Below are 25,920 nucleotides of genomic sequence, written 5' to 3'. Positions count from 1 at the left end.
TGTTCGCGCCGCCGCGCATTCATTGCGGGGCGGCGCGCTTGCCTGTAAGGCCCTGTGTGGTTAACTGACTGAAAGGGCCTTGGCATGCGTATCCTTCTGACCAATGACGATGGGATCCACGCGCCCGGGCTCAAGGTTCTCGAAGCCATCGCGCGCACCCTGTCCGACGACATCTGGATTGTCGCCCCGTCCGAGGAACAGTCGGGCGCAGGCCACAGCCTGACGCTGACCCGCCCGGTACGCCTGCGCCAGCATGGTGAGCGCCGCTTTTCGGTCACCGGCACGCCCACCGATTCGGTGACGCTGGGCCTGCGCAAGGTGATGCCGGAGGCGCCGGACCTGATCCTGTCGGGGGTCAATCGCGGCGCCAATCTGGGCGATGACGTCACCTATTCGGGCACCGTCTCGGCCGCGCTCGAGGGTTCGCTGGCGGGAATCCGCTCGATCGCGCTCAGCCAGGTCTATTCCAAGGAAGGCGTGGGCGACGCGGTTTCCTTTGATGCGGCGGAAAAATGGGGCGAAAAGGTGCTGCGCCCGCTGATCGACGCGCCCTTTGCGCCGCGCACGCTGATCAATGTCAATTTCCCCCCGATCCGCGCCGACGATGTCAAAGGCATCCGCGTCGTGCGTCAGGGTTTCCATGACTATGCCCGCGGTTCGGTGGTGGAAAGCACGGACCCGCGCGGCTATCCCTATTTCTGGTTTGGCCTGCACGGCATTGAACACACGCTGGGCCACAACACCGATCTGGAAGCGATTGCCGATGGCTTCATTTCGGTCACGCCGCTCCATCTCGATCTGACGCATGACGCCTCGCTGGCGGCGCTGGCCGGGCGTTTCGCCCAATGATGCGTGGCGGGGGGCGTTTTGCCGCGATGGCTGCGGCCTGTATGTTGGCAGGCGCAGGACCTACCGCCTTTGCCGAAAAGGCGAAGTCAGCGCAAAGCGGCAAGCCCCGTACCGCGCGCTCGGGCAATGAGGGCGAATTGCCGACGCCTCTGCCGCTGGAGGAAGAAACCGAACATGTCGTCATCCCCGGCGAAACGTTGGGCGGAATTGCGAACCGGGCCAAGGTGCCCAAGATCCTGATTATCGAGGCCAACCACCTCAAGCCGCCCCATTATGCCATCCGCACCGGGCAAAAGCTGCATTTGCCGCGCACGCGCCACCACATCGTCAAGGCGGGCGAATCAGGCTTTGACATCGCCATGCGCTATGGCGTGTCCTATTCGTCCATCGCCGTCGCCAATGGGCTGGAGCCCAATGAAAAGCTGCGCACCGGCCAGAAATTGCTGATCCCCACCCTGCTTAAGCCGCCCAGCGAGGCGGAGGTGAAGGCCGCGAAGGCAGCCACCGATGATGCGAAGGGCAGCGCCAAACCGACCGAAAAGGCTGATGCCAAGCCCCGCTTTCTGTGGCCGATGGAGGGGCGTTTGCGGCGCGGTTTCGTGGCCAAGACGCGTGACGGCGACGGCGGCGATTTTCACAATGGCCTCGATCTTGTCGCGCCCGAAGGCGAAACCGTGCGCACCGCTGCGCCGGGCGAAGTCATCTTTGCCGCCCGCGAACCCGACAGTTTCGGCAATCTGGTCGTGGTCGATCACGGCAATGGCTGGCAGAGCGCCTATGGTTTCCTGTCCAAGCTGACGGTGAAACGCGGCGACAAGGTCAAGGCCCATGATCGGGTCGGCCTGGTTGGACATTCCGGCCGGGCCACACGCGACGAATTGCATTTCGAAATCCGTCGCAATGATATTCCGGTCGATCCCACGCCGCTGCTGCCCCGCCGTGAAGGGGTGAAGGCGGACAAGAAAGACGCCGAGCGCATCGTCAATGGCCCCATCGAAGGGCGCCAGAACACTGCCCCAACCTCGGCCACCAAACCCAGCCCGGAAAAGCAGACCTCTGGCAAAAAGCCGGGCAAGGACGAATCGCAAACCAAGTCGAAATCGGTCAAGGCGCCGGTCCGGTACTGACGCCAAGACGCAAAATGCGTGAACGCGCGTAAGCCCGTCCGTTGGTTTGGCGCGTTATCCCATCGCCCAGAAAACCGTGCCCATCGCCATAAAGGCGACCAGAACATAGGTCGCATCGGCCATGGCTTCCCGACCGCGCAGGGCATGGCGGCTGTAAAGAACCACGCCCACCGGGATGATGATGGCCAGCGCCCATCCACCCGACATCATCCAGTAAAGCTTGGGCTTTGCCGCCAGCGCTTCTGCGCCCAGACGCGCGAAATTGTGCCCGATGAGCGCGGCGGGAAAGAGCATGGCCAGAAAGCTGCGCGGCGAAGGCATGCGCGATACCCGCCACAACCCATAGCACGGATAGGCCAGCAACCCCGCCACCAGCGCCGACACAACCACCGCCATCCAGTTCACCGGACCCATCAACTTTCCCTCTTTGCATTGCCGGATTCGCCGCAACTGGCCTTATCCGCCAATTTAGCGTAGGGGCGCGGACCATGAGTGACAAGCTGACAACAATTCCCGAATCCCCCAAGGTTGGCATGGTCAGCCTTGGCTGTCCCAAGGCGCTGGTCGACAGCGAACGGATCCTGACCCGGCTGCGCGCCGATGGCTATACGTTTGCGCCCGATTATGCAGGCGCCGACGTGGTGCTGGTCAACACCTGCGGCTTCCTCGATTCGGCCAAGGAAGAGTCTCTGGCCGCAATTGGCGAGGCGATTGCCGAAAACGGCCGCGTGATCGTGACCGGATGCATGGGCAATGAGGCCGACGTAATCCGCGCCCGTTTCCCCGACGTTCTGGCCGTGACCGGCGCGCATCAGTATGAGCAGGTGGTGGACGCGGTCCATATCGCCGCGCCGCCGACGCGCGGGCCTTTCGTGGACCTGATCCCCGCCGGCCCCGATGGCGAGGTCAAGCTGACCCCGCGCCATTACAGCTATCTCAAGATTTCAGAAGGTTGCAACCACTCTTGCTCCTTCTGCATCATCCCCAGCCTGCGCGGCAAGCTGGCCAGCCGCCGCATTGACGCGGTGCTGCGCGAGGCGGAAAAACTGGTGGCGGCAGGGACCAAGGAACTGCTGGTCATTTCGCAGGACACCTCGGCCTATGGCGTCGACATCCGCCACGAAAGCCGCACGTGGAAGGACCGCGAGGTTCGCGCCCACATGACCGATCTGGCTCGCGAACTGGGGCAATTGCACACGCCCGAAGGCCATGCACCTTGGGTGCGCCTGCACTATGTCTATCCCTATCCGCATGTCGATGATGTCATCCCGCTGATGGCGCAAGGGCTGATCACGCCCTATCTCGACATTCCCTTCCAGCACGCCGCACCCAATGTACTGCGCGCGATGAAGCGCCCAGCCAACGAAGCGCGCGTCCTTGAACGCATCAAGAAGTGGCGCGAAATCTGCCCCGATCTGGCGATTCGCTCATCCTTCGTCGTGGGCTTCCCCGGCGAGACGGAGGAGGATTTCCAGTACCTCCTCGACTGGCTGGACGAAGCGCAATTGGACCGCGTGGGCGGGTTCCGCTTCGAGCCGGTCGAAGGCGCCACCGCCAATGACCTGCCCGGCGCCGTGCCCGAAGCGGTCAAGGAAGAGCGCTATGCCCGCCTGATGGAAAAGACCGAGGCGATCAGCGCCGCGCGTCTGCAACGCAAGGTCGGCCGCACCATCCCCGTCATCATCGACGAAGTGGGCGAACCCGACGAAGATGGCGACATGGGCGCCACCGGCCGCAGCCAGGCCGACGCGCCGGAGATCGACGGACAGGTACTTTTGCGCGATGTGCCGAAGGATCTGCGCCCCGGAATGATCGTTGATGTTTTGATCGAAGATGCTGATGCGCATGACCTTTTTGGCGTGATTGCGTAAAATGCAGCGTACGTGGTTGCCATTTATGCAATCGTGTACGCAGTTTTCGCAATTGCAATAGTCAGCGTTGTCAGGCTTAAGGAGCGGGCCTTTTAGGCATCCTCTCCCAAAACTTCCAAAGCCCGGCTCCGGCCGGGTTTTTTTTCGCCCTGTTGCCGCAGGGTCGCATTTTCCGTCCCGAATCGGGACTTTGGGGCGCTCTTGCTGATTTTGCACAGCTTTGCCCCTGATACCGCCTTGCCGCGATGCGCCTTACTCCGGTACGCCTGTGGTCATGGTTGATACAGCATCTCCCTCGCCCCGCATCTTCACCGCTGCGCTGGTGGTGATTGGCGACGAAATCCTATCCGGCCGGACGCAAGACAAGAATATCGCCCAGATCGCCAGTTGGCTGGGCGTTCAGGGCATTCGCCTGCGTGAAGTGCGGGTGGTGGCCGATGATACGGACGCGATTGTCGAGGCGGTCAACGCGCTGCGTGCGCGCAATGATTATCTGTTCACAACCGGCGGCATCGGCCCGACGCATGATGACATCACGGTCGACGCCATTGCCCAGGCCGTGGGTGTGCCGGTGGTGGTCCATCCCGAAGCGCGCCAGATTCTGGCCGATTACTATGCCTCACGCGGCAGCGAATTGACCGAGATGCGCCTGCGTATGGCCCGTGTGCCCGAAGGCGCTGGATTGATCCCCAATCGCTATTCCGGCGCTCCGGGCATCCATTGGGGCAATATCTATATCATGGCGGGCGTGCCGATGATCACGGCGGGCATGCTGGACGCGCTGACCGGATCGCTGGAGGGCGGATTGCCGGTGATGGCCGAAACGGTCGGCTGCTGGGTGGGTGAGAGCGAAGTGGCCAAACTGCTGGCCCAGACGGAAAAGGACCATGAGGGCGTCTCGATCGGCTCCTATCCATTTTTCCGTGAAGGGCGCACAGGGTCCAATTTCGTAGTCCGATCGACCGATGCCGAACAATTGGCCACCTGCGTCACGGCTCTGTCGGCCGCGCTGGAGGCATTGGGCCACGAACCGGTGCTGGGCGGTATCTGATGCTGCTGGCGCTGTTGGCACCGGCCATGCTGGCCCATGGCGGGGCGCTGGCCGCGCTGGAGGCGACCTTGGCCGCACAAGACAGCGCCACGGCGGGTTTGGGGCAAGTGTGCGCCGCGCGCCATCTGGCCGATCCGGCGACAATTTCCGCGACGCTGGTGAAGGGGCAGGACGCCCTGCCGCCGCCCGATCTGGATGACACGCTCAAGCTGACCGAGGATCAGGAGGCGGGCTATCGCCATGTCCGCCTGTCCTGCGGCGGCAAGGTTTTGTCCGAGGCGCATAATTGGTATGCGCCGCAAAGGCTGACACCGGCAATGAACAAGGTGCTGGACACAACCGACACGCCTTTTGGCAAGGCGGTCATGGCGCTGAATTTCCGGCGGGAACGGTTGGGCGCGATTGAAGGCGCCGCACCGGGATGTCCGCGTGACACGGTGTTATCGCATCGCGCCTTGCTGCGCCTGCCCGATGGGGCGCCGCTGGCGCTGGTGGTGGAATGCTATACGCCCGCAACATTGGGTAAATAGTCGATGGAGGGGCAAATAGTGGATGTTCCACGGCTTGCGAAAATGGCCCTTCCCGCTTACCTTTAACCCATGATCGAAGCGCAATCCCTTGCCGGACGCCTGCTGCTGGCCATGCCGGGCATGCCTGATCCGCGCTTTGAAGAAGCGGTGCTGGCGCTGTGCATGCATGACAAGGATGGCGCGCTGGGCATTGGCGTGGGGCAGGTGCTGGATGGCGTAACGCTGCACAACCTGCTTGATGACCTGAATATTCCCACCGGCCACGCCCCCGATTGCGAAGTGCACCACGGCGGCCCGGTCGAACCCCAACGCGGTTTCGTCCTGCACAGCCCCGATTGGGAGGGCGAAGGCACGCTTCTGGTCTGCGAGCAATGGAGCCTGACGGGCAGCCGCGACATTCTGGTGGCCATAGCCGAAGGGCGCGGCCCTTCGCGCTGGCTGGTGGCATTGGGCTATGCCGGATGGGGCGAAGGGCAGTTGGACGGCGAAATGCGCCAGCACGGCTGGTATGCCGCCGAAGGTCGCGCCAAGATCCTGTTTGGAGAGCCGGTGGAACGCCGCTGGAGCGCGGCATGGCGGGCCGAGGGTATTGACCCGGCGCATCTGACCAATGTGACCGGACGGGCCTGATTGGCTGCTGGCCCATTGGCTCTTGCGGCATACTGTATTGCCACTATAATACACGATTGAACGCTTATCTGCGAAAAGAGGATAGTCATGGCGACCACGCTTGAAGCCCCCGCAATCACGCTGACCCCGCCCGATCCGGTGCCGGTCGTCGCGCCCGCGCAGGCCGCAGGGCTGGTGCCATTGGCCCCCGAACAGAAGGACAAGCTGGACGAAAAGGTCGACAGTTTCGTCAATGACCTGATCGCGCAGGACACCAATTCGCCCGAATTTGGCAAGCGCGTCGACCAGTTGACGTCAATGGGCCGCAAGGAAATCGCGGCCGCGGCCGGCATGTCGAACCGTTTCCTCGACCGCCCCGTGCGCGCGATGGACAAGGATCAGGGCGTCGGCGCCAACCTGATTGAATTGCGCCGCACGGTCGAGGCTCTGGACCCGGCAAAGGCGGGTAAATTGTCGCCGGGCAAAAAACTGTTCGGCCTCATTCCTTTTGGCAATTCGATGCAGAAATATTTCGACGGCTATGTGTCGTCGCAGGGCCACATCAAAGCGATCCTGGATAAGCTGGCCAGCGGCAAGGACGAGTTGTTGATGGACAATGCCGCCATCGATGTCGAACGCAGCAAGCTGTGGGAGGCTATGGGCAATCTGGAACAGATGATCCATATCTCCAAGAAGCTGGACGAGAAGATCGAGGAAAAGGCGGGCGATCTGGACGCCACCGATCCGGCCAAGGCCAAGGCTTTGCGGGAAAGCGCGCTGTTTTACACGCGCCAGCGCACGCAGGATCTGCTGACGCAAATGGCGGTGACGGTGCAGGGTTATCTGGCGCTCGATCTGGTCAAGAAGAACAATGTCGAACTGGTCAAGGGCGTGGACCGCGCCAGCACGACCACGGTGGCGGCGTTGCGCACGGCGGTGACGGTGGCGCAGGCGATGACCAACCAGCGCCTTGTTCTGCAACAGATCACGGCGTTGAACGAGACGACAGCGGGCATCATCGATTCGACCAGCACCCTGCTGAAAGAACAGACCGGCCAGATCCACCAGCAGGCCGCCGCCAGCACGATCCCGGTCGAGGTGCTGCAACGCGCGTTCCAGAACATCTATGACACGATGGACACGATCGACACGTTCAAGATCAAGGCGCTCGATTCGATGAAGCAGACGGTCAACACGCTGTCCGCCGAGGTCGAGAAGTCGAAGGGCTATATCGCCCGCGCACAGGGGCAATCCTCGGCGCAGGTGGCCCATGACGGCCCCTCGCTGCTCAGCCTTGAAGGGTAATCATGGCCGACAGCGCCCATAACAGCGACGCCATTCTGGCCGCCGCGCGCGCATCTTTGAACGATCAGCGCGCAGGCGGGCGTCGCGTAACCGGCAAACCCATCGGCCAACGTTCCGCCGCCCTGCGCCGCAGCGGGCAAAAGCGCAAGGCCGCCGCCATGGCGCTGAGCGTGGTGGTGGCCTTTATGCTGGTCAATCTGCTGATCAGCCTGTTGTCGGGCGTGTTGCACCTGATTGGCTGGCTGGCCAGCGGGGCGGGCGTGGCGCTGTTGGTGGCGGTAATATGGGCACTGATGCGCAACCGCGACGTGGCGGTCCCCAGCCTTGAAAAGCTGCGTGTCAGCCCCCCGCGCCAGTTGGTCGGTCAAACGCAATTGTGGCTGGAGGCGCAGCGCCCCGCCCTGCCCGCACCCGCGCTCAATCTGGTAGGGCATATCGGCGGACAGCTTGACGGGCTGGCGCTGCAACTGGACCGGGTGGATGAGAATGCGCCCGCCGTGGGCCAAGTGCGGCAATTGGTGGGGCAACATCTGCCCGATCTGATCAACGCCTATACCGCCGTGCCACCCGCCCTGCGCGGGCAGGACCATGCCGGGACCAGCCCGGACGAGCAATTGACCCAGAGCCTGTCACGATTGAGCGGCGAACTGGACAGCGTCACGCGCCAACTGGCCGAGGGCAAGCTGGACAATCTGGCGATCCAGAGCCGGTTTATCGATTACAAATATGGCGATCAGGGCGCGGATTGAGCCTTTGACCGCGTCATGGCCGGGATCCATCGGATCACGACAAACAGCACCAATGGCCAGAACAAGGTGGCGATGACGTCACCTTGGGTGTCCGCCCATGTCCACAGAGTCCGACCGGCATAGTCAAATATCTCATTGAGCAGCTCGGCCAAAACCACCGCCATAATGGGCACCCTGCTGCCAAGCGGGCGGCGCAGGGCCAAGGCCGTGATCAGCCAAATGGCCAGGCCCACGTAGGTATGGACGATCTTGTCCGACTCGCTGGGCGCAAAGGTGACGATCCAGTCGACCAATTTAAGATAGTGCGCAAGCAAGGACATGGCACCCTCTATGCTGCACCGCACAAGATGCGTCCAGCCCTAACGGAAAAGGGCCGGAAAAAGGTTTCCCCTTTTCCGGCCCTTTGAAATCCGTACACGCTCAAAGGTGCAACGGCTCTATCCCGATGGGATTAAGCGTTGTTGACTTCGGCGATGTCCACCTTGATGCCCGGACCCTGCGAGGTCGACAGACCGATCTTGCGCAGGTACTTGCCCTTGGCGCCAGCCGGCTTTGCCTTGACGATGGCGTCAACGAAAGCGTCAAAGTTGGCGCGCAGCGCTTCGTCCGAGAACGAGAGCTTGCCGATGCCGCCGTGGATGATACCGGCCTTTTCGACGCGGAATTCGATCTGGCCGCCCTTGGCAGCCTTGACCGCTTCGGCAACGTTCGGCGTAACCGTGCCCAGCTTGGGGTTCGGCATCAGGCCCTTGGGGCCCAGCAGCTTGCCGAGACGACCCACAATGCCCATCATGTCGGGCGTGGCGATGACGCGACCGTAGTCGAGATTGCCAGCCTGCATGTCTTCGAGCAGGTCTTCTGCGCCCACGCGATCGGCGCCGGCGGCCAGAGCCGCTTCAGCCTTGTCGCCACGCGCGAAGACGGCAACCTTGACGTCCTTGCCGGTGCCCGAGGGCAGCGTGACCATGCCGCGGACCATCTGGTCGGCGTGGCGGGGGTCAACGCCCAGGTTCATCGAGATTTCGAGGCTCTCGTCGAACTTGGCGCTCTTGAGTTCACGCAGCAGCGCGATGGCATCGTTGATGCCGTGCAGCTTCTGGTTGTCGCCCAGCTTTTCGGCCAGCGACTTCTGCTTCTTGGTCAGCTTTACCATGTTCTTAGCCCTCCACAACCTGGACGCCCATGGCGCGGGCCGAACCGGCGATGATCTTGACAGCAGCGTCCAGATCGTTGGCGTTCAGATCCTTCATCTTGGCCTGAGCGATTTCAGCGAGCTGAGCGTGGGTGATCTTGCCAGCCGATTCCTTGCTCGGATTCTTCGAACCCGACTTCAGGCCCAGCGCCTTCTTGATAAAGTAGGTCGCGGGCGGGGTCTTGGTCACGAACGAGAACGACTTGTCCGAATAAACCGTGATCACGGTGGGCAGCGGGGTGCCGGGCTCAACGCCCTGAGTCGCTGCGTTGAATTCCTTACAGAAACCCATGATGTTAACGCCGCGCTGACCCAGAGCCGGGCCGATCGGCGGGCTGGGCTTGGCTTGGCCAGCTGCGATCTGCAGCTTGATGTAACCGTCAATTTTCTTGGCCACGATGGCCTCCTTTCATCCTGTACGAGCCGGCGGGCCGACCCTTCAGATCAAGCGGTCAAACGGCGCCCGAAGGCTCCTCCCGCGCGGATATGCCGAAGAATCGGGCAGGCCCGACATCACCGGCAAGCGGTGGCCCATACAGATTTGTCCGGTAATTGCAAGCGCCCGGCTCTCAACCGTCCAGCAACCCCGCCGTCCGCATCAACAGATCGGCCACGCGCCGCTCCACGCCATCATCAAAGCGTACCGCCGGAATGGCCACGGCAAAGGCCCCGATCACTTCCCCGCCCGCCATCGCGGCGCAGGCAAGGCCCTCAATACCAACCGAATATTCGCTGCCCGTGCGGCCATACCCACGCTTGCGCGTCAGGGCAATTTCGCGGCGCAGATCCGCCGCGCTGACCATCGTGGCCTCGGTAAAGCTTTCGCGGCGGCTTTCGCGCAAATAGCGCTCAAACTCGTCCTCCGGCATAGCGGCCAATATCGCCTTGCCCGCCGCCAGACCGTGCAAAGGCGCCCGCGCGCCCACCGCAATGGCGTAACGCAGCGCGTGCTCGCTGCTTTCGGTCACCAATGTCTGCAATTGCCAGCCGTCGCGGACAAAGAACGAAGCGGTCTCGTTCAATTGCACCCGAAGCGCGCGGACCAAGGGCGCCACGCGGTCCTCAAGGCTGGGCGCGCTGCGGGCTTGCAATCTTTGCAAGCCCACACCGGGCAGATAATTGCGCCCTTCGCGTGCCAGATAGCCCCGCTCGACCAATGTGGCGAGCAGATAGGACAGGCTGGAAACGGGAATGGCCAGAGCGCTGGCGATTTCCTGCGCCACCGCCGGACTGCCCCTCGCCACGACATATTCGATGATGTCGAGCGTGCGCATCGCCGATTTGACGTGCGAGGTGGTGGTTCCAGCGTCAGCCATATCGCCCCCTATAACGCACCCGCGCCCCGGCAATAGCCCTGATTACAGCCGAGCCGCCGCAATATCGGCGCCTTCACGCAAGCTCCGCAGTTTTTTCCACGTCACATCCGGGTCGATCTTGCCATAACCGGCAAAGGTGCCAAAGCCGCAGTCGGTGCTGGCCACCACGCGTTCGGCGCCCACGATCCCGGCGAAACGTTCGATCCTCTGCGCAATCAGTTCGGGATGTTCGACATAGTTCGAGCAAGTGTCGATCAGGCCCGGCGCAAGGATCTTGTGGTCGGGGATCTTGGCATCGGCCCAGATCTTCCATTCATGCTCGTGACGCGGATTGGCCGCCTCGAACAGGATCGTGGCGGGGCGAGCCTTGAGGATGATATCGACCACGCGTTCCAGCGGAATGTCATGGTCATGGGGGCCTTCATAATTGCCCCAGCAAATGTGCATCCGCATCCGTTCGGGCGGAATATTGGCGGTTGCAGCGTTGAGGGCAGCGACATTCTCCTCGGCGACCTTCAGGAATTCGGCCTCGCTCAAATCCTGATAGCCGGTGTGGCGGCTCATCGCCAGATCGGGGCAGTCGAGTTGCAGATAGAAACCTTCATCCACGATGGTTTCATATTCGGTCCGCATCGCCTCGGCCAGATCGGCCAGATAGGCCTCGTGGCTGGGGTAATATTTGTTGACCTGAAACGCGGTGATCAGGCCCGGCGAGGCCGCATTCATAAAGGCCTGCGTCCCCTCACGGCCATGCTCGGCCAGAGCGGCTTTGAACCGGCGAATATCCTCGTGCAGCGGCTCCAGATTGACCAGCTTGATCGGCCCGACACAGCTTGCCCGCACGAAGTCCTGACTGCCCATCATGGCCGACAGCTTTTTCACCAACGCGGGATGTTCGGCCAGATCGAGCGCGGATTTGCGGTCTACATGGCCGCCAAACCCGGACAGGCGCTCGATCATATAGGTCGAATAGCCGATCTTCCCAATCTCGCCATCCGAAACGATATCGACGCCGCATTCGACCTGATGACGCACGGCTTCTTTGACCGCCGCCGAAACCTTGGCGTCAAACTCCGCCGCATCATAGGCCTCGCCCCGGTCGCGCGCGATCAGCAGCGGCGTCAGGTTCTCCCCGCGCGGCATGGAGCCGACATGGGTGGTGGCGATATGGGGCATGTGACCTCTCCTGTGACGGGTTTTGCCGTTCTCCTATATGAAATTATCGGATGGGTGAAGGATGAAGTGTGCCTCCGGCGGGTTAAGGGCGGGGGCCCTTAACAATCCCGGTTTGGGGTGGTGCTAGGGTGCATACGCGGGATGACGACAGAAAGCCTGCGGCGCGGCGAACGCATCCCCGTCCGCGCCGCAGGCTTTCAAATTTCAAGGGCATGTCCAACACAAAAGGCCGAACCCGTGGCGCAACACAGACAGTAACGGGAGCGCGAGGGTCTAGACCCTCGCATAATCTCTTCCCTTAATCCCCTACCCCATCACCACCACCGGCTTGACCACCGCGCCGCTTTCCCCGGCCTCAATCGCCTCATTGATCTGCGCAAAGGGAAACTCTCCGATCAGCCGATCATAGGGAAACCGCCCCGCCAGATGATGCTCGATCAATTCGGGCAGAAAGCCGAACAGGTCGCTGTCCCCGCCAAGGATGCCCTTGACCGTGCGCCCGCCGCCCATGAAGGCGGTTTCGTTGAACGTCAGCATCGCGGTCGGATCACTGGCCCCGACGATTCCAAGCATGCCGCGTGGGGCGAGAAGGTTGAACGCTCCCTCAATAATGCTGGCAAGGCCGGTATTGTCGAAAGCATAGGCCAGCCCTTGGGGGCAGAGCGCGGCAATCTTGCCAAAGGGATCGTCCCGCCCGTCCAGCGCATGGGTCGCCCCCGATTCCAGCGCCAGCGCGCGACGGTTTTCGTGCAGATCGACGGCAATGATCGGATCGGCCCCGGCAATCCTGGCCGCCATCACCGCGGCCAAGCCCACCGCGCCCGCCCCGAAAATGGCAATCGGCATGCCCGCCTGCACCTTCATACTGCGCAATATCGCCCCCGCCCCGGTCATCATCCCGCAACCCAGCGGCGCAAGGCGCTGCAACGGCACATCGGCGGCACTGTCGGGCACACGCACCACATTGCGCGCCGTGGCCAAGGCATAGGTGGCAAAGCTGCTCTGGCCAAAGAAATTGCCATGCACCGGCTCCTCGCCCGCGTGCAGGGTATAGCTGCCGTCAGCCCGCGCCCCGGCGAAATTATGCGGAAAGAAGTTGTAGCAATAGGTCGGCGCGTGATCGTGACAGCACGGACAGGTGCCGCAGGAATTAAAGCTCATCAGCACCCGGTCGCCCGGTTTGACATGGGTAACATCCGCCCCCACCGCCTCGACGATCCCGGCCCCTTCATGGCCCAGCACCACCGGCATGGGCGTGGGCAATTGCTGGTCACGCACGGCAAGGTCGGTGTGGCAAATGCCCGATCCCACAATCCGCACCAGCACCTCGTCCGCGCGCGGATCATCAAGGCGCAATGCCTCCAACGTCAATGCGCCATGCGGCTGACGGCAAACGGCGGCGGTAATTTCGGGCATGTTTTACTCCTTAAAGCGCGATCACAACCTTGCCGAACAGGTCGGGCGAAGATTGATAGGCAAAGGCATCCTTGACCTGCGCCATCGGAAACACCCGATCGACGACAGGCCTGATCGAATTGCTATCGATAAAAGCGTTCAGGTCCAGCGCCATCTGTTTCGACCCGACGAAAATGCCGCGCAGACTGGCGCCTTTCATCATCAATCCATGGGGGCTGGTGTCCCCGGCCCGCGTCAACACGCCGATCAGCGCGATTTCCCCGCCAAAACCCACCGCCGCGATGGATTGGGCCAATGTGCCCGCGCCGCCCACCTCGACCACATGTTCGAAACCGCCGCCGGTGTGGGTCGCGGCCTCGGCGCCCCATTGCGGGTTATCGCGATAATTGACCGTGGCGTCCGCGCCCATGGCGGCCACGCGCTCACGCTTGCCCGCACTGCTGCTGGTGGCAACGACCCGCGCGCCCACAGCCTTGGCGATTTGCAACGCCATCAGCGACACGCCCCCGGTGCCCAGCACCAGCACATTGTCGCCAGCCTGTACCGGGCGCGGCCCGCACATCAACGCATTCCACGCCGTCACCCCCGCACAAGGCAGGCAGGCGGCTTCTTCAAAGCTGAGCGTCCGGGCGATTCGGATCACGCCTTGTGCGGGCAGCACGACATATTCCGACAACATCCCCAGCGCGCCCGACGCGCCCAGCGCCGGACCAACGCCCGGATTGGGCGGGCCTTCCAACCAGTGCTGGAAAAATATCCCCGCCACCCGGTCGCCCAAAGCCAGATCATGCACCCCATCACCCAGCCCGACGATTTCCCCCGCCCCATCGGACAGAAGCACCGTATCGGACGTCACCGGCCCGCCGATATATTGCCCGCGCACAATCGCCTGGTCGCGGAAATTGAGCGAACAGGCCCGCATGCGGATCAGCACTTCGCCCCAACCGGGACGCGGCACATCGCGTTCCACCAAATGGAGGTCATCGAGGCTGGTCGCCCCTTGGTTCAAAACCCAGGCTTTCATCGCATCCTCCTGGCCGCGCTCTTGCGGCGCTTATGTTTTTTGGCGGCAATTTGTATGTAATACATATTTCTTGCTTTGATATTCGCAACCATGAAGTTATCGCATGGATGACAAGATTCGCAGAGTCACAAGACTCCATGTCGGGAGAGTACCATGGCTGAACCTACCATCGCAGACCTTGCCGCGCGCCTTGAAAAGGTGGAACACGATCTGGCCATCCAGCAGGATATCCACCAGATCCGCCGGGTGCAGTACACCTATGGCTTCTTCATTGATAAATCACAATATAATGAAGTGGTGGACCTGTTTTCCGATGAAGGCGAAGTGTGGTTCCTTGGCGGGATCTACAAGGGCAAGGCCGGGGTTCGTCGCCTCTATATCGAACGGTTCCAGACCAATTTTACCCAGGGCCACAACGGCCCGCGCTATGGCTGGCTGCTCGACCATCCCCAGTTGCAGATGGTGATCGACGTGGCCCCCGACCGCAAGACAGCCCATGTGCGCGGCCGCTCGATGATGCAGGCGGGCCTGCACGAAAGCGCCGAGGGCAATCAGCGCGCATGGTGGGAAGGCGGCCTCTATGAAAACGAGTATGTCCGCGAAGCCAATGATGCGGGCGAGTTGGTCTGGAAGATCAAGGCGCTGCGCTATTATCCCTTCTGGCACGGCACCTTTGCCGATGGCTGGGCCAAGACGCCGATCGACTATATCCCGATGACCAAGACGCTCTATCCCACCGATCCGCTCGGCCCGGATGCGCTGGTCGATCCCCTGCCCCGCCTGTGGCCCGCCACCGATACGGTGCCGTTCCACTATCCCCACCCCGTCACCGGCGCGCCCATCGTGCTGGACAATTCGCGGGCGCGGGAAGGATTTAAGGACTAAAGAAGGGTTAGGTGCGAGGGTCTGGACCCTCGCGCTCCCGTTACTGTCTGCGTTGCGCATTGGGTTCGGCGCCGGGTGTCGGACGCGATGTTAGAATTATTAAAGCCTGCGGCGCGGCCAAGGCTGCGCTCCCCGCGCCGCAGGCTTTAAATATCGATCCCCCCACCTCGCCTCCAATGCACCACCCCATTAACGGGATTGCAAAGGGACAAGTCCCTTTGCCCGCCGGAGGCAAAACCTGCTAAAGCCCGCCCCTATGACCGACATCGACCGCATGCTTGCCGAACACGCCATCGCCCGCCTTATCACGCGCTACGTCCACCTGAACGATGCGGGGGCATGGGATGAACTCGCCGCGCTCTACACGCAGGATGGTCGCATGAACCGCCCCACCGCGCCGGACAGCTTTACCGTCGGGCGCGACGCCATTCTGGCCGCGTTTCAGGCCCGCCCGCCGCGCGCCAGTCGCCATATCGTGGCCAATATCGTGGTCGATCTGGCGCCCGATGGCCAGAGCGCGTCGGCCTATAGCCAGATCCTGCTGTTCACCGGCGAGGCGGATGGGGACGGGCTGCCATTACAATCGCCCAAGCCGCCTTTGGTGGGCAGCTATCAGGATCAATTGGTGCGCGAAGCCGATGGCTGGAAATTTGCAGAGCGTCGCGGCAGTCTGGATTTCCGTCAGGCTTAAAGCAGGTTCGCAGGCCCGAACGCCAGCGGCAGCAATTCCGACAGCTTCATTTCCGCCACGCCATCGGCCGAGGCGCTCCACACCACCGGGTCGGTGCCGCCAAGCTGGGCGATTTCGTTCAGCACCTGACGGCAACGGCCACAGGGTGTGACCGGCCCCGGTCCGGGCTGGGCCGTGCCGTCTTCACCCGGCGAACCGCCGATCACCGCCACGGCCACAAGGCCCCCACGCACGCCATCGGCCATCGCCTTGGACACGGCCACCGTTTCGGCGCAAAGCGCGAGGCCATAGGACGCGTTTTCAACATTGGCGCCCAACACCACGCTGCCATCGGCAAAGCCCAGCGCCGCGCCGACATGGAACAGCGAATAGGGCGCATAGGCACGGGCAGAAGCCGAACGGGCGGCGGCGATCAAAGTGTCACGGTCGTGGTTCATAGGCCCGCTTACCTCTGCACCACCACCCAGCGCAAGGGCTGCTCGGCCGCCGAGGTTTGTAAGGCAGAATTGGCGGTCCACAGCGCCCATGGGCGGCCACCGTAATCCGGCTCCACCCGATCCGAGCTGAGCCACAGGGCGCGGTCGAGCGTCGCGGCGATGGGATAGGTCTTTTCAAACTGACGCCCCAGTTTCAGCACCGCCGGCTTGCCCGTATGCGTCTCGATCTGGTTGAGGAAAGTCATCAATTCGCTGACCACGGCGGCGTCGGATACCGGCACCGGGCAATGGTCGGCCAATTGCTCCAACTCGACCGCGGGGGGCAGCATCTTTTTGTCGCGCGGCACCACGGTGACGAAATTGGCGGCCTGTTTATCGGCGGGCTGGCACGGGTCGTATTTGTGCAATGCGCCCCATGGCAGGCCGCTGGCACGCGCGGCGTCGAGGTTTTTAACCACGGAGGGATCGCGCGCAAAAGCGCTGGCCGAGGCTTCGATATAGACGAAATCGGCGCCGATGGCCTTTAAGGCGGTGAAATCGACCGGGCCATCCGCGCTGCCCACCAAGGCGCCCTGCGTCGGAAAGGTCGTGCGATCAGGCTGCCAATGCCGCATGCTCCACCACGCCCAGACCCCGCCCACCATCGCGATCAGCGCCAACAGGGCCAAGACGCGCCAAAGGAGGCCGGGGCGCCCGCCGGCCGATTTGCCGCGCGGACGGGTTTTGGTTTTTGCCATGATTTTCAACGTTCTTTGTGATGGCCGTTCAACAGGGAAAGGCGAATCCCCATCAGGCCTTGATATGCAGCACGCAGATCAGCGTAAACAAGCGCCGCGCCGTGGGGAAGTCGGTTTCCACCTTACCTTCCAGCCTTTCGAGCAGGAGTTCGGCGGCATGGTTGTGAACCCCGCGCCGGGCCATGTCGATGGTTTCGATTTCCTTGGCCGATGCTTTACGAATGGCCTGATAATAGCTTTCGCAGATTGCGAAATATTCGCGAATCGAGCGACGGAATCGCCCCAGCCCCAACATGATGGTTTCCAGCAATACACCTTCATGCCCTTCGCGCCCGTCGCTGATCTCCATCGACAAACGCCCGTCATGCACCGCAAGGCGCACCGCATAGGGGCCGTGATAACCCGATTCCCAAATGCGCAAGGGCTTGAAAACATTGTCCTCGATCAGATCGAAGACCGCCACCCGCCGTTCCTGTTCAATGTCGTCATTGCGGCGCAGAATCGTCGTTTCATCCAGATCGATGCTGGAAATGCGCGCAGAGGGCGAAGCGGATGTCGGGGTGGGCGTCATAAGGCCGTCTCGTTTCGCAAATGCGAGGGGCCGCCGCAAGGGGGTGTTAGGAACTATGATGCAATCCATCGCATGACTACCCCACCGCCGTCGCAATGGATTTCACCAAAACCATCCCCGTTATCCACAGGGCCATGAATACCTATCCCCATTGCGCCGCCGCAGCATGGAGCGCATGAGGGCCAATCCATGGCACCATCTGACACCCATCTCGCACCGGCTTTGCCGTTTTCGCCTGCCAATGACGCGGCCCCCGGCAAGGACGGTCGTGCGCAGGCGCTGCCTGCCAATATTGAAGCCGAAGCGGCCTTTCTGGGCGCGATCCTGATCGACAATCGCGTGATCGAGGAATTGGCCAAGCCACTTTCGCCCGCGCATTTCTTTGAACCCGTCCATGGGCGGATTTTCGAACGCATCCTGCAATTGCTGGACCGCAAGGCGGTGGTCACGCCGGTCACGCTCAAGCCCTATTTCGAAAGCGACGAGGCGCTGCGCGCGCTGGGCGGGACGGCCTATCTGGCGCGTCTGACGGCCGATGGTCAGGGGTTGATCGCACCGCGCGTATTGGCCGAACAGATTTACGATCTGGCGCTGCTGCGCGAACTGGTGCGCGTGGGGCGCGATCTGGTTCAGGGCGCAATGGACACCAGCGAGTCGGTCGAGCCTCTCGAACAGATCGAGGCCGCCGAAGCCGCGCTGTACAAGGTGGCCGATGGCGCGGGCAGCGCGAATGAGGCCAAGAGCTTTGGCGAGGCGACCCGCGTCGCCATTTCCGGCATCGAAAAGGCGTTCAATTCGGGCGGCCATGTCGCGGGCAAAACGACGGGCCTCGATTCAGTCAACCAGCGTATCGGCGGCCTGCACGATTCCGACCTTATCATTCTGGCCGGTCGTCCGGGTATGGGTAAGACCTCGCTGGCCACCAATATTGCGTTTAACGCGGCCAATCGCCTGCTGACCGATCGCGAGTTGGGCATCGATCCGGCCAAGAGCATCGGTGCGGCGACGGCCTTTTTCAGCCTCGAAATGAGCGCGGATCAGTTGGCCACGCGTATCCTTGCCGAACAGTCGGGTATTTCCTCCAGCGCGCTGCGTATGGGCAAGATCAGCCGCGAGGATTTTCAGGCGCTGTCTTTTGCCAGCCAGCGTTTGAGCCAGTTGCCGCTCTATATTGACGATACGCCGGGCCTGACGATTGCGGGCCTGCGCGCCCGCGCGCGTCGGTTGAAGCGTCGCCACGACATTGGCCTGGTCATCGTCGACTATCTTCAGCTGCTCTCGGGCGGGGGGCGCGCCACCGACAATCGCGTGAACGAAATTTCGGAAATTTCGCGTGGTTTGAAAACCTTGGCCAAGGAACTGCATGTTCCGGTGATCGCCCTGTCCCAGCTTTCCCGTGCGGTGGAACAGCGTGAAGACAAGCGGCCCCAGCTTTCCGACCTTCGTGAATCCGGCTCGATCGAACAGGACGCCGACATGGTGTGGTTCGTGTTCCGCGAGGATTATTACGTCAAGGGCCGCGAACCCAAGGAACCCGGCCCCACCGATCCGCCCGCAGTGGTCGAGGCCCATGCCAAGTGGCAAGAGGAAATGGAGCGCGTCTTTGGCCTTGCCGAACTGATCATCGCCAAGCAGCGCCACGGCGCCACCGGCAAGGTCCGCATGCGGTTCGAAGCCAAGATCACCAAGTTCAGCGATCTGGCGCCCGAGGAATTGGCCAATTATTCCTATGATCTGGAGGAGTGAGGAGGTCCGCTCCTCACGAATCCTTGACTTTGGCCGCTTTGCCGCCTAGGCGCCAAGGTTCGCTGGAATTTCCCTATTCAAGACGGAGTGCCCATGGCGCGCGTAACCGTTGAAGATTGTGTCGACAAGATCCCTAACCGCTTTGACCTCGTGCTGCTGGCTGCCCAGCGCGCGCGTGAGATTTCGGGCGGTGCGGAACTGACGCTCGATCGCGATCGTGACAAAAACCCGGTGGTGGCCCTGCGTGAAATCGCAGAGGAAACCGTTCGTCCCAAGATCCTCAAGGAATCGCTCATCACCTCGATGCAGCGCGTCCTGCCCGACGATGATGATGAAGTCGATGACATCGGCTCGCTGTCACAGTCGGCCGAAGCGCTGCGTATCACTGCGGCGGCTCCGGTGCGTAACACCTCGCTGGGCGGTGATTACGACGGCTGATCTACGGCGGCTGATCACAACAGGGCGGCAACGCCTTGAACGATTGAACAAATGGCCTCGGAGAGCACTAGCTTTCCGGGGCTTTTTGCTGCAAAAGGTAAAAATACTTAGTACTGCCCCAAAAGGTGAAAACGAATGACGACGCAATTGCCACCTAAAAAAGCAAAAAAGTGGCTATGGCTGATCCCTTCGATTGCAGTTTTATCCTTTATGACAGCAGAAATAACTGCAAATGCTTTTGGTTTTGGGCACCCTTTGCTTTATCGCTCATCATTCTCTGGATATGAGCCAGCGCCAAATCAGAATATTTACAGATTCGGGAAGAAAGTAACAACAAACGCCATTGGCTTGCGTGGGGAAGATGTTCCGGGAATTGAAAAGAAACGCGTTCTAATTTTGGGTGATTCCGTCGCCTTTGGAACAACACTTACAGATGATAGCCATACATTTCCAGCCCTGACGCAACTGGCCCTAGCTGACCTTAGTGCTGCCGTACTGAATGCATCTGCAGGCGGTTGGGCTTTGGAAAATGAACGGCGATGGCTAGCCCAGCACGGAACGCTGGGCGCAAAAGTGCTTGTGCTTGAAATTAATCAGCGAGACCTCACGCAAGGCTATTCCCCCCATACCATTTTAGATAACCACCCCAGCTTCCCCACTCGCAACCCAACCACGGCTTTACATGAAATTGCCGTTCGGTACATTGGGCCGAAATTACGCCTTAACGCAGCACCCGTCGACCCTGGATCCACCGGCCAAATGACAATCGCCCCTGACGAGGATATTTTCAGCCATATCTATGCAATTCATAGCATGTCCAAAACCGCAGGCTGCAAGCTCATAATTCTTTATTGGGACATGCGCGATCCGAAAACGGACAGTCCTGAACGCAGGGAGAGATTGTTCACTTGGGCAAAAGCTCAAAACATTACCGTTATTCGCCCTCAACTTCACAAAAGGCCGGACGCTAACAACCTCTTTCTGGACGCAGCGCATCCAAATTCCGCTGGCAATGCCCTAATTGCAAAACAGTTGGCCAACGCCATTCGAGCAGATATTTAATACGCCATAGGAAAAGGCCCCGCTGTTGCCAGCGAGGCCCATATCCAAAGCCGTAACGGCCGGTTACGCCCCTTGGGGGGCAATCCCGCCCAGACCGCCAGAACGTCCCGCACGCGGCACGCTGGTGCCACGGATGGCAGCGGGCAGAGGGATGCCGCTGGGCGCTTCGGGGCGGTCAATCTTGCCGGTGTCGACCACCTGCTTGATCTCATCACCCGTCAGCGTTTCATATTCCAGCAACGCCTGTGCCAGCGTGTGCAGCTTGTCGATCTGCTCCTGCAACAGGTTGGTGGCGCGCACATGGGCATTGTCGACCAAGGTGCGGATTTCGCTGTCGATCAGCTTGTTCGTCTCATCCGAGGCAAACAGGCGCTGGCTGGCGCCCATGCCCAGATAGCCCTCGTTCTGATCTTCGTATTGCAACGGCCCCAGCTTGTCGCTCATGCCCCATTTGGTGACCATGTTGCGCGCCAGACCCGTGGCATATTGAATATCGCCCGAAGCACCCGACGACACCTTGTCATAGCCAAAGATCAGTTCTTCAGCCACGCGGCCACCCATGGCAACCGAGAGGTTCGCATGCATCTTGTCGCGGTGGTACGAATAGCTGTCGCGCTCCGGCAGACGCATCACCATGCCCAAAGCGCGGCCACGCGGGATGATCGTCGCCTTGTGGATCGGATCGCTGGCCGGTTCATTGATCGAGACCAGAGCATGGCCCGCCTCGTGATAGGCGGTCATCTTCTTCTCTTCCTCGGTCATGACCATGCTGCGGCGCTCGGCGCCCATCATGACCTTGTCCTTGGCGTCCTCGAACTCCTGCATCGCCACCAGACGCTTGTTGCGCCGGGCGGCCAGCAGCGCCGCCTCATTGACCAGATTGGCCAAATCCGCGCCCGCAAAGCCCGGCGTGCCGCGCGCAATCACGCGGGGCTGAACGTCGGGGGCCAGCGGCACTTTTTTCATATGCACGGCCAGGATCTTTTCGCGGCCCTCGATATCGGGCACCGGCACTACGACCTGACGGTCGAAACGGCCCGGACGCAGCAGCGCTGGATCCAGCACGTCGGGGCGGTTGGTCGCAGCGATGATGATGATGCCATCATTACCCTCAAACCCATCCATCTCGACCAGCAACTGATTCAGCGTCTGCTCGCGCTCGTCATTCGAATTGCCAAGGCCATTGCCGCGGCTGCGGCCCACGGCGTCGATTTCGTCGATGAAGACGATGCAGGGCGCGTTCTTCTTGGCCTGTTCGAACATGTCGCGCACGCGGCTTGCGCCCACGCCCACGAACATTTCGACGAAATCCGAACCCGAAATGGTGAAGAAGGGCACGCCCGCCTCACCCGCAATCGCGCGGGCCAGCAGCGTCTTACCCGTACCGGGCGAACCGACCAGCAACGCGCCCTTGGGGATTTTGCCGCCCAGTTTCGAAAAGCGGCCCGGATCGCGCAGGAATTCAACGATTTCTTCCAGTTCCTCACGCGCCTCGTCAATGCCGGCGACGTCCGCAAAGGTCACGCGCCCCTGCTTTTCGGTCAGCATCTTGGCCTTGCTCTTGCCAAAGCCCATGGCGCCGCCGCCGCCGCCCTTCTGCATCTGACGCATGGCCAGGAAACCGACCGCCACGATCAGCAGGAAAGGCAGAGCCTGAAGCAGGATATAAAGCAGGACGTTCGGCTCTTCGGGCGCCTTACCCTGATATTTCACGCCATTTTGCGACAAAAGCGGCGCCAGCGTAACGTCATTGGGGATGGGAACGGTGGTATAGGCCTCGCCATTCTTGAATTTGCCGGTGATGCGCTGTTCGCCCACCTGCGCCTCATAGACGCTGCCCTCGCTCACCTTGGCCTTGAACTCGGAATAGGGGATCGCCTGCGCGCCGATATCATTGCGCGCGCTGAACAGCGATACGGCGAAGAACAGGGCAAGGAAGATGCCTCCCCATACCAGCAGGCTCTTCGTCCAGGGGTTACCATTGGGCTGTTCGTCATTCATTGCAGGGCGCGTCCTTTCACACCCATGTAATGTAGGACGACAGACCTGAAGCGCAAGTTAGCGATGGTTTCTTTTATGGGCAGAAAATCGCATCTGCGATTTTCCAGCGGCACCGGCCCTCTCCCCCGGCCCTGCCACCCATATAGTGTACCCTGTGGGTGGCAGGGCCGGGGGAGAGGGCCGGTGCCGTCAAGCTTCAGGCGGACGCCTGAAGCGCACCAAATCAATCACGCGAAAGCAGATAGACCGCATGTTCCGCCCGCCAATTGGCCATGGCCGGGCTGATCAGGCTGTCGCCGTTCAGATACCATGCCCCCTCGACCTTTAACACGCGCGCCCTCACAAAATCGCGGAAATCGGCAATGGTCAGGTGGTGGATGTTGGGCGTTTCATACCATGCCACCGGCAGCAATCGCGTCACCGGCATCTTTCCCCGCCAGAGCAGGTCGGTACGCACCCGCCAATGGGCGAAATTGGGAAAGGACACAAAGGCCCGCCGCCCGATACGCAGCAATTCCTCCAGCACCATGTCGGGGCGCTTGGTGGTCTGCAACGTCTGGCTCAGGATCGCGTAATCGAAACTGGCGTCGGGATAGAGCGAGAGGTCGGTGTCCGCGTCGCCCTGTATCGCCGACAGCCCCTGCGCCACACAGGCCGCCACATTGGCCGGGTCCAGTTCCAGCCCGCGCGCATCACAGCCGCGCTCATCGCGCAAAGCCGCCATCAGCGTGCCATCGCCGCAACCCACGTCCAGCACTTTCGCGCCCGACGCCACATGGCCCGCAATCACCGCCAAATCGGGGCGCAAATTTGCCATAATCCGGTTCATCGGCTCAGGAACCCCGTAATCACCCGGTCAAGCGCAGGCACATCAAGCAGGAAGCTGTCATGCCCAAAGGGCGCGGCCAGTTCCATAAAGGACACCGGCGCCCCGGCGGCATTGACCGCATGGGCGATCTTGCGCGATTCGGCGGTGGGGTACAGCCAGTCGGTATCGAAGCTGACCACACAAAACCGCGCGCTGACCCCGGCAAAGGCTTCGGACAGGCGGGCATTGTGTTGCCCGGCACAGCGTTCCTCGGTCAGGTCGAAATAGCTCATCGCGCGGGTGATATAGAGATAGGAATTGGCGTCGAACCGGCCGGTAAAGCTGCTGCCCTGATAACGCAGATAGGATTCGACCTGAAAATCGGCGCCAAAGCCGAAACTCTTAGCGTCACGATCCTGAAGCCGCCGCCCGAATTTCTCCGACAGCGTTTCCTCGGACAGATAGGTGATATGCGCGGCCATCCGCGCCACCGCCAGCCCCGCATCGGGCGCGCGCCCGGTGTTGTAATAGGCCCCGCCCTGCCAATCGGGATCGGCCATGATCGCCTGCCGCCCGACCTCTTGAAACGCGATATTCTGCACCGGCATCACCGCCGTCGTGGCCAGCAGCAGCACCCGCTCCACCCGTTCGGGCCAATTGACCGAGAGCGAGAGTGCCTGCATCCCACCCATCGACCCGCCGATCACCGCATAGAGCCGTTCCACCCCCAGATGGTCGAGCAGCAACATATGCGCGCGCACCATGTCGCGGATGGTGATGACGGGAAAACGCAGCCCATAAGGTTGCCCATCGGGGGCAAGGCTGCCCGGCCCGGTCGTGCCCATGCAGGAGCCCAGCACATTGGGACAGATCACAAAGAAACGGTCGGTATCGATGGGTTTACCCGGCCCGACCATCTTGCTCCACCACCCCGGCTTGCCGGTGATGGGGTGCGGATTGGCGACATATTGGTCGCCGGTCGTGGCGTGACAGATCAGGATCGCATTGTCACCCGCCGCATTAAGCGTGCCATAGGTTTCAAACGCGATCCGCACGCCTTCAAGGCTTTGCCCGCCGTCAAGCAACAGCGGGTGCGGCAGATCGTATGTTTCCGAACAGGGCGTAAAGAGGCTTGCCATTATGCGCGCTGAATTGGGGGCTGGCGCGCGGGAAGTCAATGCATGCGCCCCCTGTCAATTCACACCATCTTGGGCTAAGGGCCGCGCCATTATGACCAATCTTCCGACCCCCAAACCCTGGATCAGCGCGATCCACGCCTATGTCCCCGGCAAGTCCAAGGGCAAGGACGGCAAACCGCTGACCAAGCTTTCGGCCAATGAAAACCCGCTGGGCACATCGGCGGCGGCTCTGGCGGCGCGCGGCGATGCGGCGGCCCCGGCGCTCTATCCCGATCCCGACAGCAACGCCTTGCGCGCGGCATTGGGGCAATTGCACGGTATTCCCGCCGCCCGCATCGTCATGGGCACGGGTTCGGACGAGATCCTGCATATTGCCGCGCAAGCCTATGCCGGGCCGGGGGACGAGATCATCTATGTCCGCTATGGTTTCAGTGTTTATGACATTGCCGCGCGCCGTTGCGGGGCGACGCCGGTTGTGGCGCCCGATGCCGATTACGGCACCGATGTCGATGCGCTGCTGGCGCTGGTGAATGAAAAGACCCGCGTGGTTTTTGTCGCTAACCCGAACAATCCGACCGGCTCCTTCCTGCCGCGCGGCGAGATTGCCCGCCTGCATGCCGCCCTGCCCTCCGATGTTCTGCTGGTGCTGGATCAGGCGTATGGCGAATATGTCGATCCGGCGGACGATGATGGCGCGCTGGCTCTGGCGGAAAATGCGGGCAATGTGCTGGTTACGCGCACCTTTTCCAAGATCTATGGTCTGGCGGGCGAACGCCTTGGCTGGGGCACGGGGGCCGATCACATCATCGATGCGCTCAACCGCATTCGCGGGCCGTTCAACCTGTCAAACACAGCCCAGGCGATGGGCCTTGCCGCCGTTGCCGATCAGAGCTTTGTTGTCGCCAGCCGCGAACATAACGCCAAAACCCGCGCCCGCTTTGTCGAGCGTTTGGAGGCCCTTGGCAACCATGGCGTGCGCCCATTGCCGTCACAGGCCAATTTCGTGCTGATCCTGTTTGAAGGCAAGCTGAGCGCGGAAACCGTCTATAACGGCTTGATGGAGATCGGCTATATTACCCGCTGGCTGCCCAATCAGGGTCTGCCGCATGGCCTGCGCATCACCATCGGCAGCGAAGAGCAGATGACCCAGATCGCCGACGAAATCGCCCGTCTGGCACAGGGCGTTTAAG

28 protein-coding genes are annotated in these 25,920 nt (G+C 61.7%); 14 read left to right on the top strand and 14 right to left on the bottom strand.

All coding sequences use genetic code 11. The features are described 5' to 3' along the window. Positions 1–84 precede the first annotated feature (84 nt). Together surE and ACZ9HU_RS09735 are read left to right on the top strand one after the other, a co-directional pair. Positions 85–849: a 5'/3'-nucleotidase SurE gene (gene surE, locus ACZ9HU_RS09740; protein WP_476104559.1), complete on the top strand. Its 765-nt coding sequence runs from the start codon at positions 85–87 to the stop codon at positions 847–849. Continuing rightward, on the top strand, positions 846–1,976 hold the full coding sequence (locus ACZ9HU_RS09735) for a peptidoglycan DD-metalloendopeptidase family protein (RefSeq protein ID WP_476104557.1): 1,131 nt from the start codon (positions 846–848) through the stop codon (positions 1,974–1,976). The genes surE and ACZ9HU_RS09735 overlap by 4 nt, the downstream gene beginning before the upstream one ends. Before the next feature lie 54 nt (positions 1,977–2,030). Here ACZ9HU_RS09735 and ACZ9HU_RS09730 read toward each other — a convergent pair whose 3' ends face one another. Further along, positions 2,031–2,390, bottom strand: coding sequence for a DUF1761 domain-containing protein (locus tag ACZ9HU_RS09730; protein WP_476104555.1), 360 nt, complete (start codon positions 2,388–2,390; stop codon positions 2,031–2,033). Positions 2,391–2,464: 74 nt separating this feature from the next. Between ACZ9HU_RS09730 and rimO the strand changes: the two genes are divergently transcribed. From rimO to ACZ9HU_RS09700, 6 genes are all read left to right on the top strand, one after another. Further along, the gene (rimO, locus tag ACZ9HU_RS09725) at positions 2,465–3,847 is read left to right on the top strand and encodes a 30S ribosomal protein S12 methylthiotransferase RimO (RefSeq protein WP_476104554.1); all 1,383 of its coding nucleotides are present in this window, start codon (positions 2,465–2,467) and stop codon (positions 3,845–3,847) included. 274 nt (positions 3,848–4,121) lie between these two features. After that, positions 4,122–4,898 carry a competence/damage-inducible protein A gene (locus ACZ9HU_RS09720; protein ID WP_476104553.1) on the top strand — a complete coding sequence of 259 codons (777 nt, stop codon included), beginning with the start codon at positions 4,122–4,124 and terminating at the stop codon, positions 4,896–4,898. Further along, positions 4,898–5,428: a hypothetical protein gene (locus tag ACZ9HU_RS09715; protein ID WP_476104552.1), complete on the top strand. Its 531-nt coding sequence runs from the start codon at positions 4,898–4,900 to the stop codon at positions 5,426–5,428. The genes ACZ9HU_RS09720 and ACZ9HU_RS09715 overlap by 1 nt, the downstream gene beginning before the upstream one ends. Before the next feature lie 69 nt (positions 5,429–5,497). Beyond that, positions 5,498–6,058 (top strand): YqgE/AlgH family protein, encoded by a 561-nt coding sequence (locus tag ACZ9HU_RS09710; RefSeq protein ID WP_476104550.1) that lies wholly within the window; start codon positions 5,498–5,500, stop codon positions 6,056–6,058. 87 nt (positions 6,059–6,145) lie between these two features. Next, positions 6,146–7,342 carry a toxic anion resistance protein gene (locus ACZ9HU_RS09705; RefSeq protein WP_476104548.1) on the top strand — a complete coding sequence of 399 codons (1,197 nt, stop codon included), beginning with the start codon at positions 6,146–6,148 and terminating at the stop codon, positions 7,340–7,342. A 2-nt stretch (positions 7,343–7,344) separates the two neighbouring features. Further along, complete coding sequence (locus ACZ9HU_RS09700; protein WP_476104546.1) at positions 7,345–8,091, top strand: hypothetical protein; 747 nt, start codon at positions 7,345–7,347, stop codon at positions 8,089–8,091. Here the strand turns inward: ACZ9HU_RS09700 and ACZ9HU_RS09695 are convergent. The 7 genes from ACZ9HU_RS09695 to ACZ9HU_RS09665 form a co-directional block, all read right to left on the bottom strand. Continuing rightward, a complete protein-coding gene (locus ACZ9HU_RS09695) occupies positions 8,076–8,411 on the bottom strand; it encodes a hypothetical protein (RefSeq protein ID WP_476104545.1) in 336 nt (111 codons plus the stop codon). The two genes, ACZ9HU_RS09700 and ACZ9HU_RS09695, sit on opposite strands and share 16 nt — an antisense overlap. A 131-nt stretch (positions 8,412–8,542) precedes the next feature. Continuing rightward, positions 8,543–9,244, bottom strand: coding sequence for a 50S ribosomal protein L1 (gene rplA, locus ACZ9HU_RS09690; RefSeq protein ID WP_476104544.1), 702 nt, complete (start codon positions 9,242–9,244; stop codon positions 8,543–8,545). A 4-nt stretch (positions 9,245–9,248) separates the two neighbouring features. Continuing rightward, positions 9,249–9,680 (bottom strand): 50S ribosomal protein L11, encoded by a 432-nt coding sequence (gene rplK, locus ACZ9HU_RS09685; protein ID WP_476104543.1) that lies wholly within the window; start codon positions 9,678–9,680, stop codon positions 9,249–9,251. Between the two features lie 172 nt (positions 9,681–9,852). Further along, positions 9,853–10,599 carry an IclR family transcriptional regulator gene (locus tag ACZ9HU_RS09680; protein ID WP_476104542.1) on the bottom strand — a complete coding sequence of 249 codons (747 nt, stop codon included), beginning with the start codon at positions 10,597–10,599 and terminating at the stop codon, positions 9,853–9,855. Positions 10,600–10,641: 42 nt separating this feature from the next. Next, entirely contained in the window at positions 10,642–11,775 is a 1,134-nt protein-coding gene (locus ACZ9HU_RS09675; protein WP_476104540.1) for a cobalamin-independent methionine synthase II family protein, read from the bottom strand. Positions 11,776–12,081: 306 nt separating this feature from the next. Then, a complete protein-coding gene (locus tag ACZ9HU_RS09670; RefSeq protein ID WP_476104538.1) occupies positions 12,082–13,191 on the bottom strand; it encodes an NAD(P)-dependent alcohol dehydrogenase in 1,110 nt (369 codons plus the stop codon). A gap of 10 nt (positions 13,192–13,201) precedes the next feature. Then, positions 13,202–14,215, bottom strand: coding sequence for a zinc-dependent alcohol dehydrogenase family protein (locus ACZ9HU_RS09665; RefSeq protein WP_476104537.1), 1,014 nt, complete (start codon positions 14,213–14,215; stop codon positions 13,202–13,204). A 153-nt stretch (positions 14,216–14,368) separates the two neighbouring features. Here ACZ9HU_RS09665 and ACZ9HU_RS09660 point away from each other — a divergent pair, with 153 nt between their 5' ends. Together ACZ9HU_RS09660 and ACZ9HU_RS09655 are read left to right on the top strand one after the other, a co-directional pair. Next, positions 14,369–15,100 (top strand): nuclear transport factor 2 family protein, encoded by a 732-nt coding sequence (locus tag ACZ9HU_RS09660; protein WP_476104535.1) that lies wholly within the window; start codon positions 14,369–14,371, stop codon positions 15,098–15,100. 256 nt (positions 15,101–15,356) lie between these two features. Next, positions 15,357–15,791 (top strand): nuclear transport factor 2 family protein, encoded by a 435-nt coding sequence (locus ACZ9HU_RS09655; protein ID WP_476104534.1) that lies wholly within the window; start codon positions 15,357–15,359, stop codon positions 15,789–15,791. On the opposite strand, the gene ACZ9HU_RS09650 is transcribed toward ACZ9HU_RS09655, so the two are convergent. From ACZ9HU_RS09650 to ACZ9HU_RS09640, 3 genes are read right to left on the bottom strand one after another with little or no spacing between them, the layout of a single operon-like run. Beyond that, complete coding sequence (locus ACZ9HU_RS09650) at positions 15,788–16,228, bottom strand: cytidine deaminase (protein ID WP_476104533.1); 441 nt, start codon at positions 16,226–16,228, stop codon at positions 15,788–15,790. The two genes, ACZ9HU_RS09655 and ACZ9HU_RS09650, sit on opposite strands and share 4 nt — an antisense overlap. Before the next feature lie 8 nt (positions 16,229–16,236). Further along, on the bottom strand, positions 16,237–16,965 hold the full coding sequence (locus tag ACZ9HU_RS09645; protein WP_476104531.1) for a glycoside hydrolase family 25 protein: 729 nt from the start codon (positions 16,963–16,965) through the stop codon (positions 16,237–16,239). A 52-nt stretch (positions 16,966–17,017) separates the two neighbouring features. Next, complete coding sequence (locus ACZ9HU_RS09640; RefSeq protein WP_476104530.1) at positions 17,018–17,536, bottom strand: UPF0262 family protein; 519 nt, start codon at positions 17,534–17,536, stop codon at positions 17,018–17,020. Positions 17,537–17,725: 189 nt separating this feature from the next. Between ACZ9HU_RS09640 and ACZ9HU_RS09635 the strand changes: the two genes are divergently transcribed. The 3 genes from ACZ9HU_RS09635 (at position 17,726) to ACZ9HU_RS09625 (ending at position 20,782) form a co-directional block, all read left to right on the top strand. Continuing rightward, positions 17,726–19,282: a replicative DNA helicase gene (locus ACZ9HU_RS09635; protein WP_476104529.1), complete on the top strand. Its 1,557-nt coding sequence runs from the start codon at positions 17,726–17,728 to the stop codon at positions 19,280–19,282. Positions 19,283–19,375: 93 nt separating this feature from the next. Next, positions 19,376–19,720, top strand: a complete 345-nt coding sequence (rpoZ, locus tag ACZ9HU_RS09630) for a DNA-directed RNA polymerase subunit omega (protein WP_476104527.1) — start codon at positions 19,376–19,378, stop codon at positions 19,718–19,720. A 135-nt stretch (positions 19,721–19,855) separates the two neighbouring features. Further along, a complete protein-coding gene (locus ACZ9HU_RS09625; RefSeq protein WP_476104526.1) occupies positions 19,856–20,782 on the top strand; it encodes an SGNH/GDSL hydrolase family protein in 927 nt (308 codons plus the stop codon). Positions 20,783–20,845: 63 nt separating this feature from the next. Here ACZ9HU_RS09625 and ftsH read toward each other — a convergent pair whose 3' ends face one another. The 3 genes from ftsH to metX form a co-directional block, all read right to left on the bottom strand. Continuing rightward, positions 20,846–22,783 carry an ATP-dependent zinc metalloprotease FtsH gene (gene ftsH / locus ACZ9HU_RS09620; RefSeq protein ID WP_476104525.1) on the bottom strand — a complete coding sequence of 646 codons (1,938 nt, stop codon included), beginning with the start codon at positions 22,781–22,783 and terminating at the stop codon, positions 20,846–20,848. A gap of 223 nt (positions 22,784–23,006) precedes the next feature. Next, entirely contained in the window at positions 23,007–23,600 is a 594-nt protein-coding gene (gene metW, locus ACZ9HU_RS09615; RefSeq protein ID WP_476104524.1) for a methionine biosynthesis protein MetW, read from the bottom strand. An 8-nt stretch (positions 23,601–23,608) separates the two neighbouring features. After that, positions 23,609–24,730 carry a homoserine O-acetyltransferase MetX gene (metX, locus tag ACZ9HU_RS09610; protein WP_476104523.1) on the bottom strand — a complete coding sequence of 374 codons (1,122 nt, stop codon included), beginning with the start codon at positions 24,728–24,730 and terminating at the stop codon, positions 23,609–23,611. A 91-nt stretch (positions 24,731–24,821) separates the two neighbouring features. Here metX and ACZ9HU_RS09605 point away from each other — a divergent pair, with 91 nt between their 5' ends. Beyond that, on the top strand, positions 24,822–25,919 hold the full coding sequence (locus ACZ9HU_RS09605; RefSeq protein WP_476104522.1) for a pyridoxal phosphate-dependent aminotransferase: 1,098 nt from the start codon (positions 24,822–24,824) through the stop codon (positions 25,917–25,919). Position 25,920: the final 1 nt, after the last annotated feature.

The sequence above is a fragment of the Novosphingobium sp. Sphag1I genome (assembly GCF_056279125.1).
This window is presented reverse-complemented; position numbering and strand designations above follow the sequence as displayed.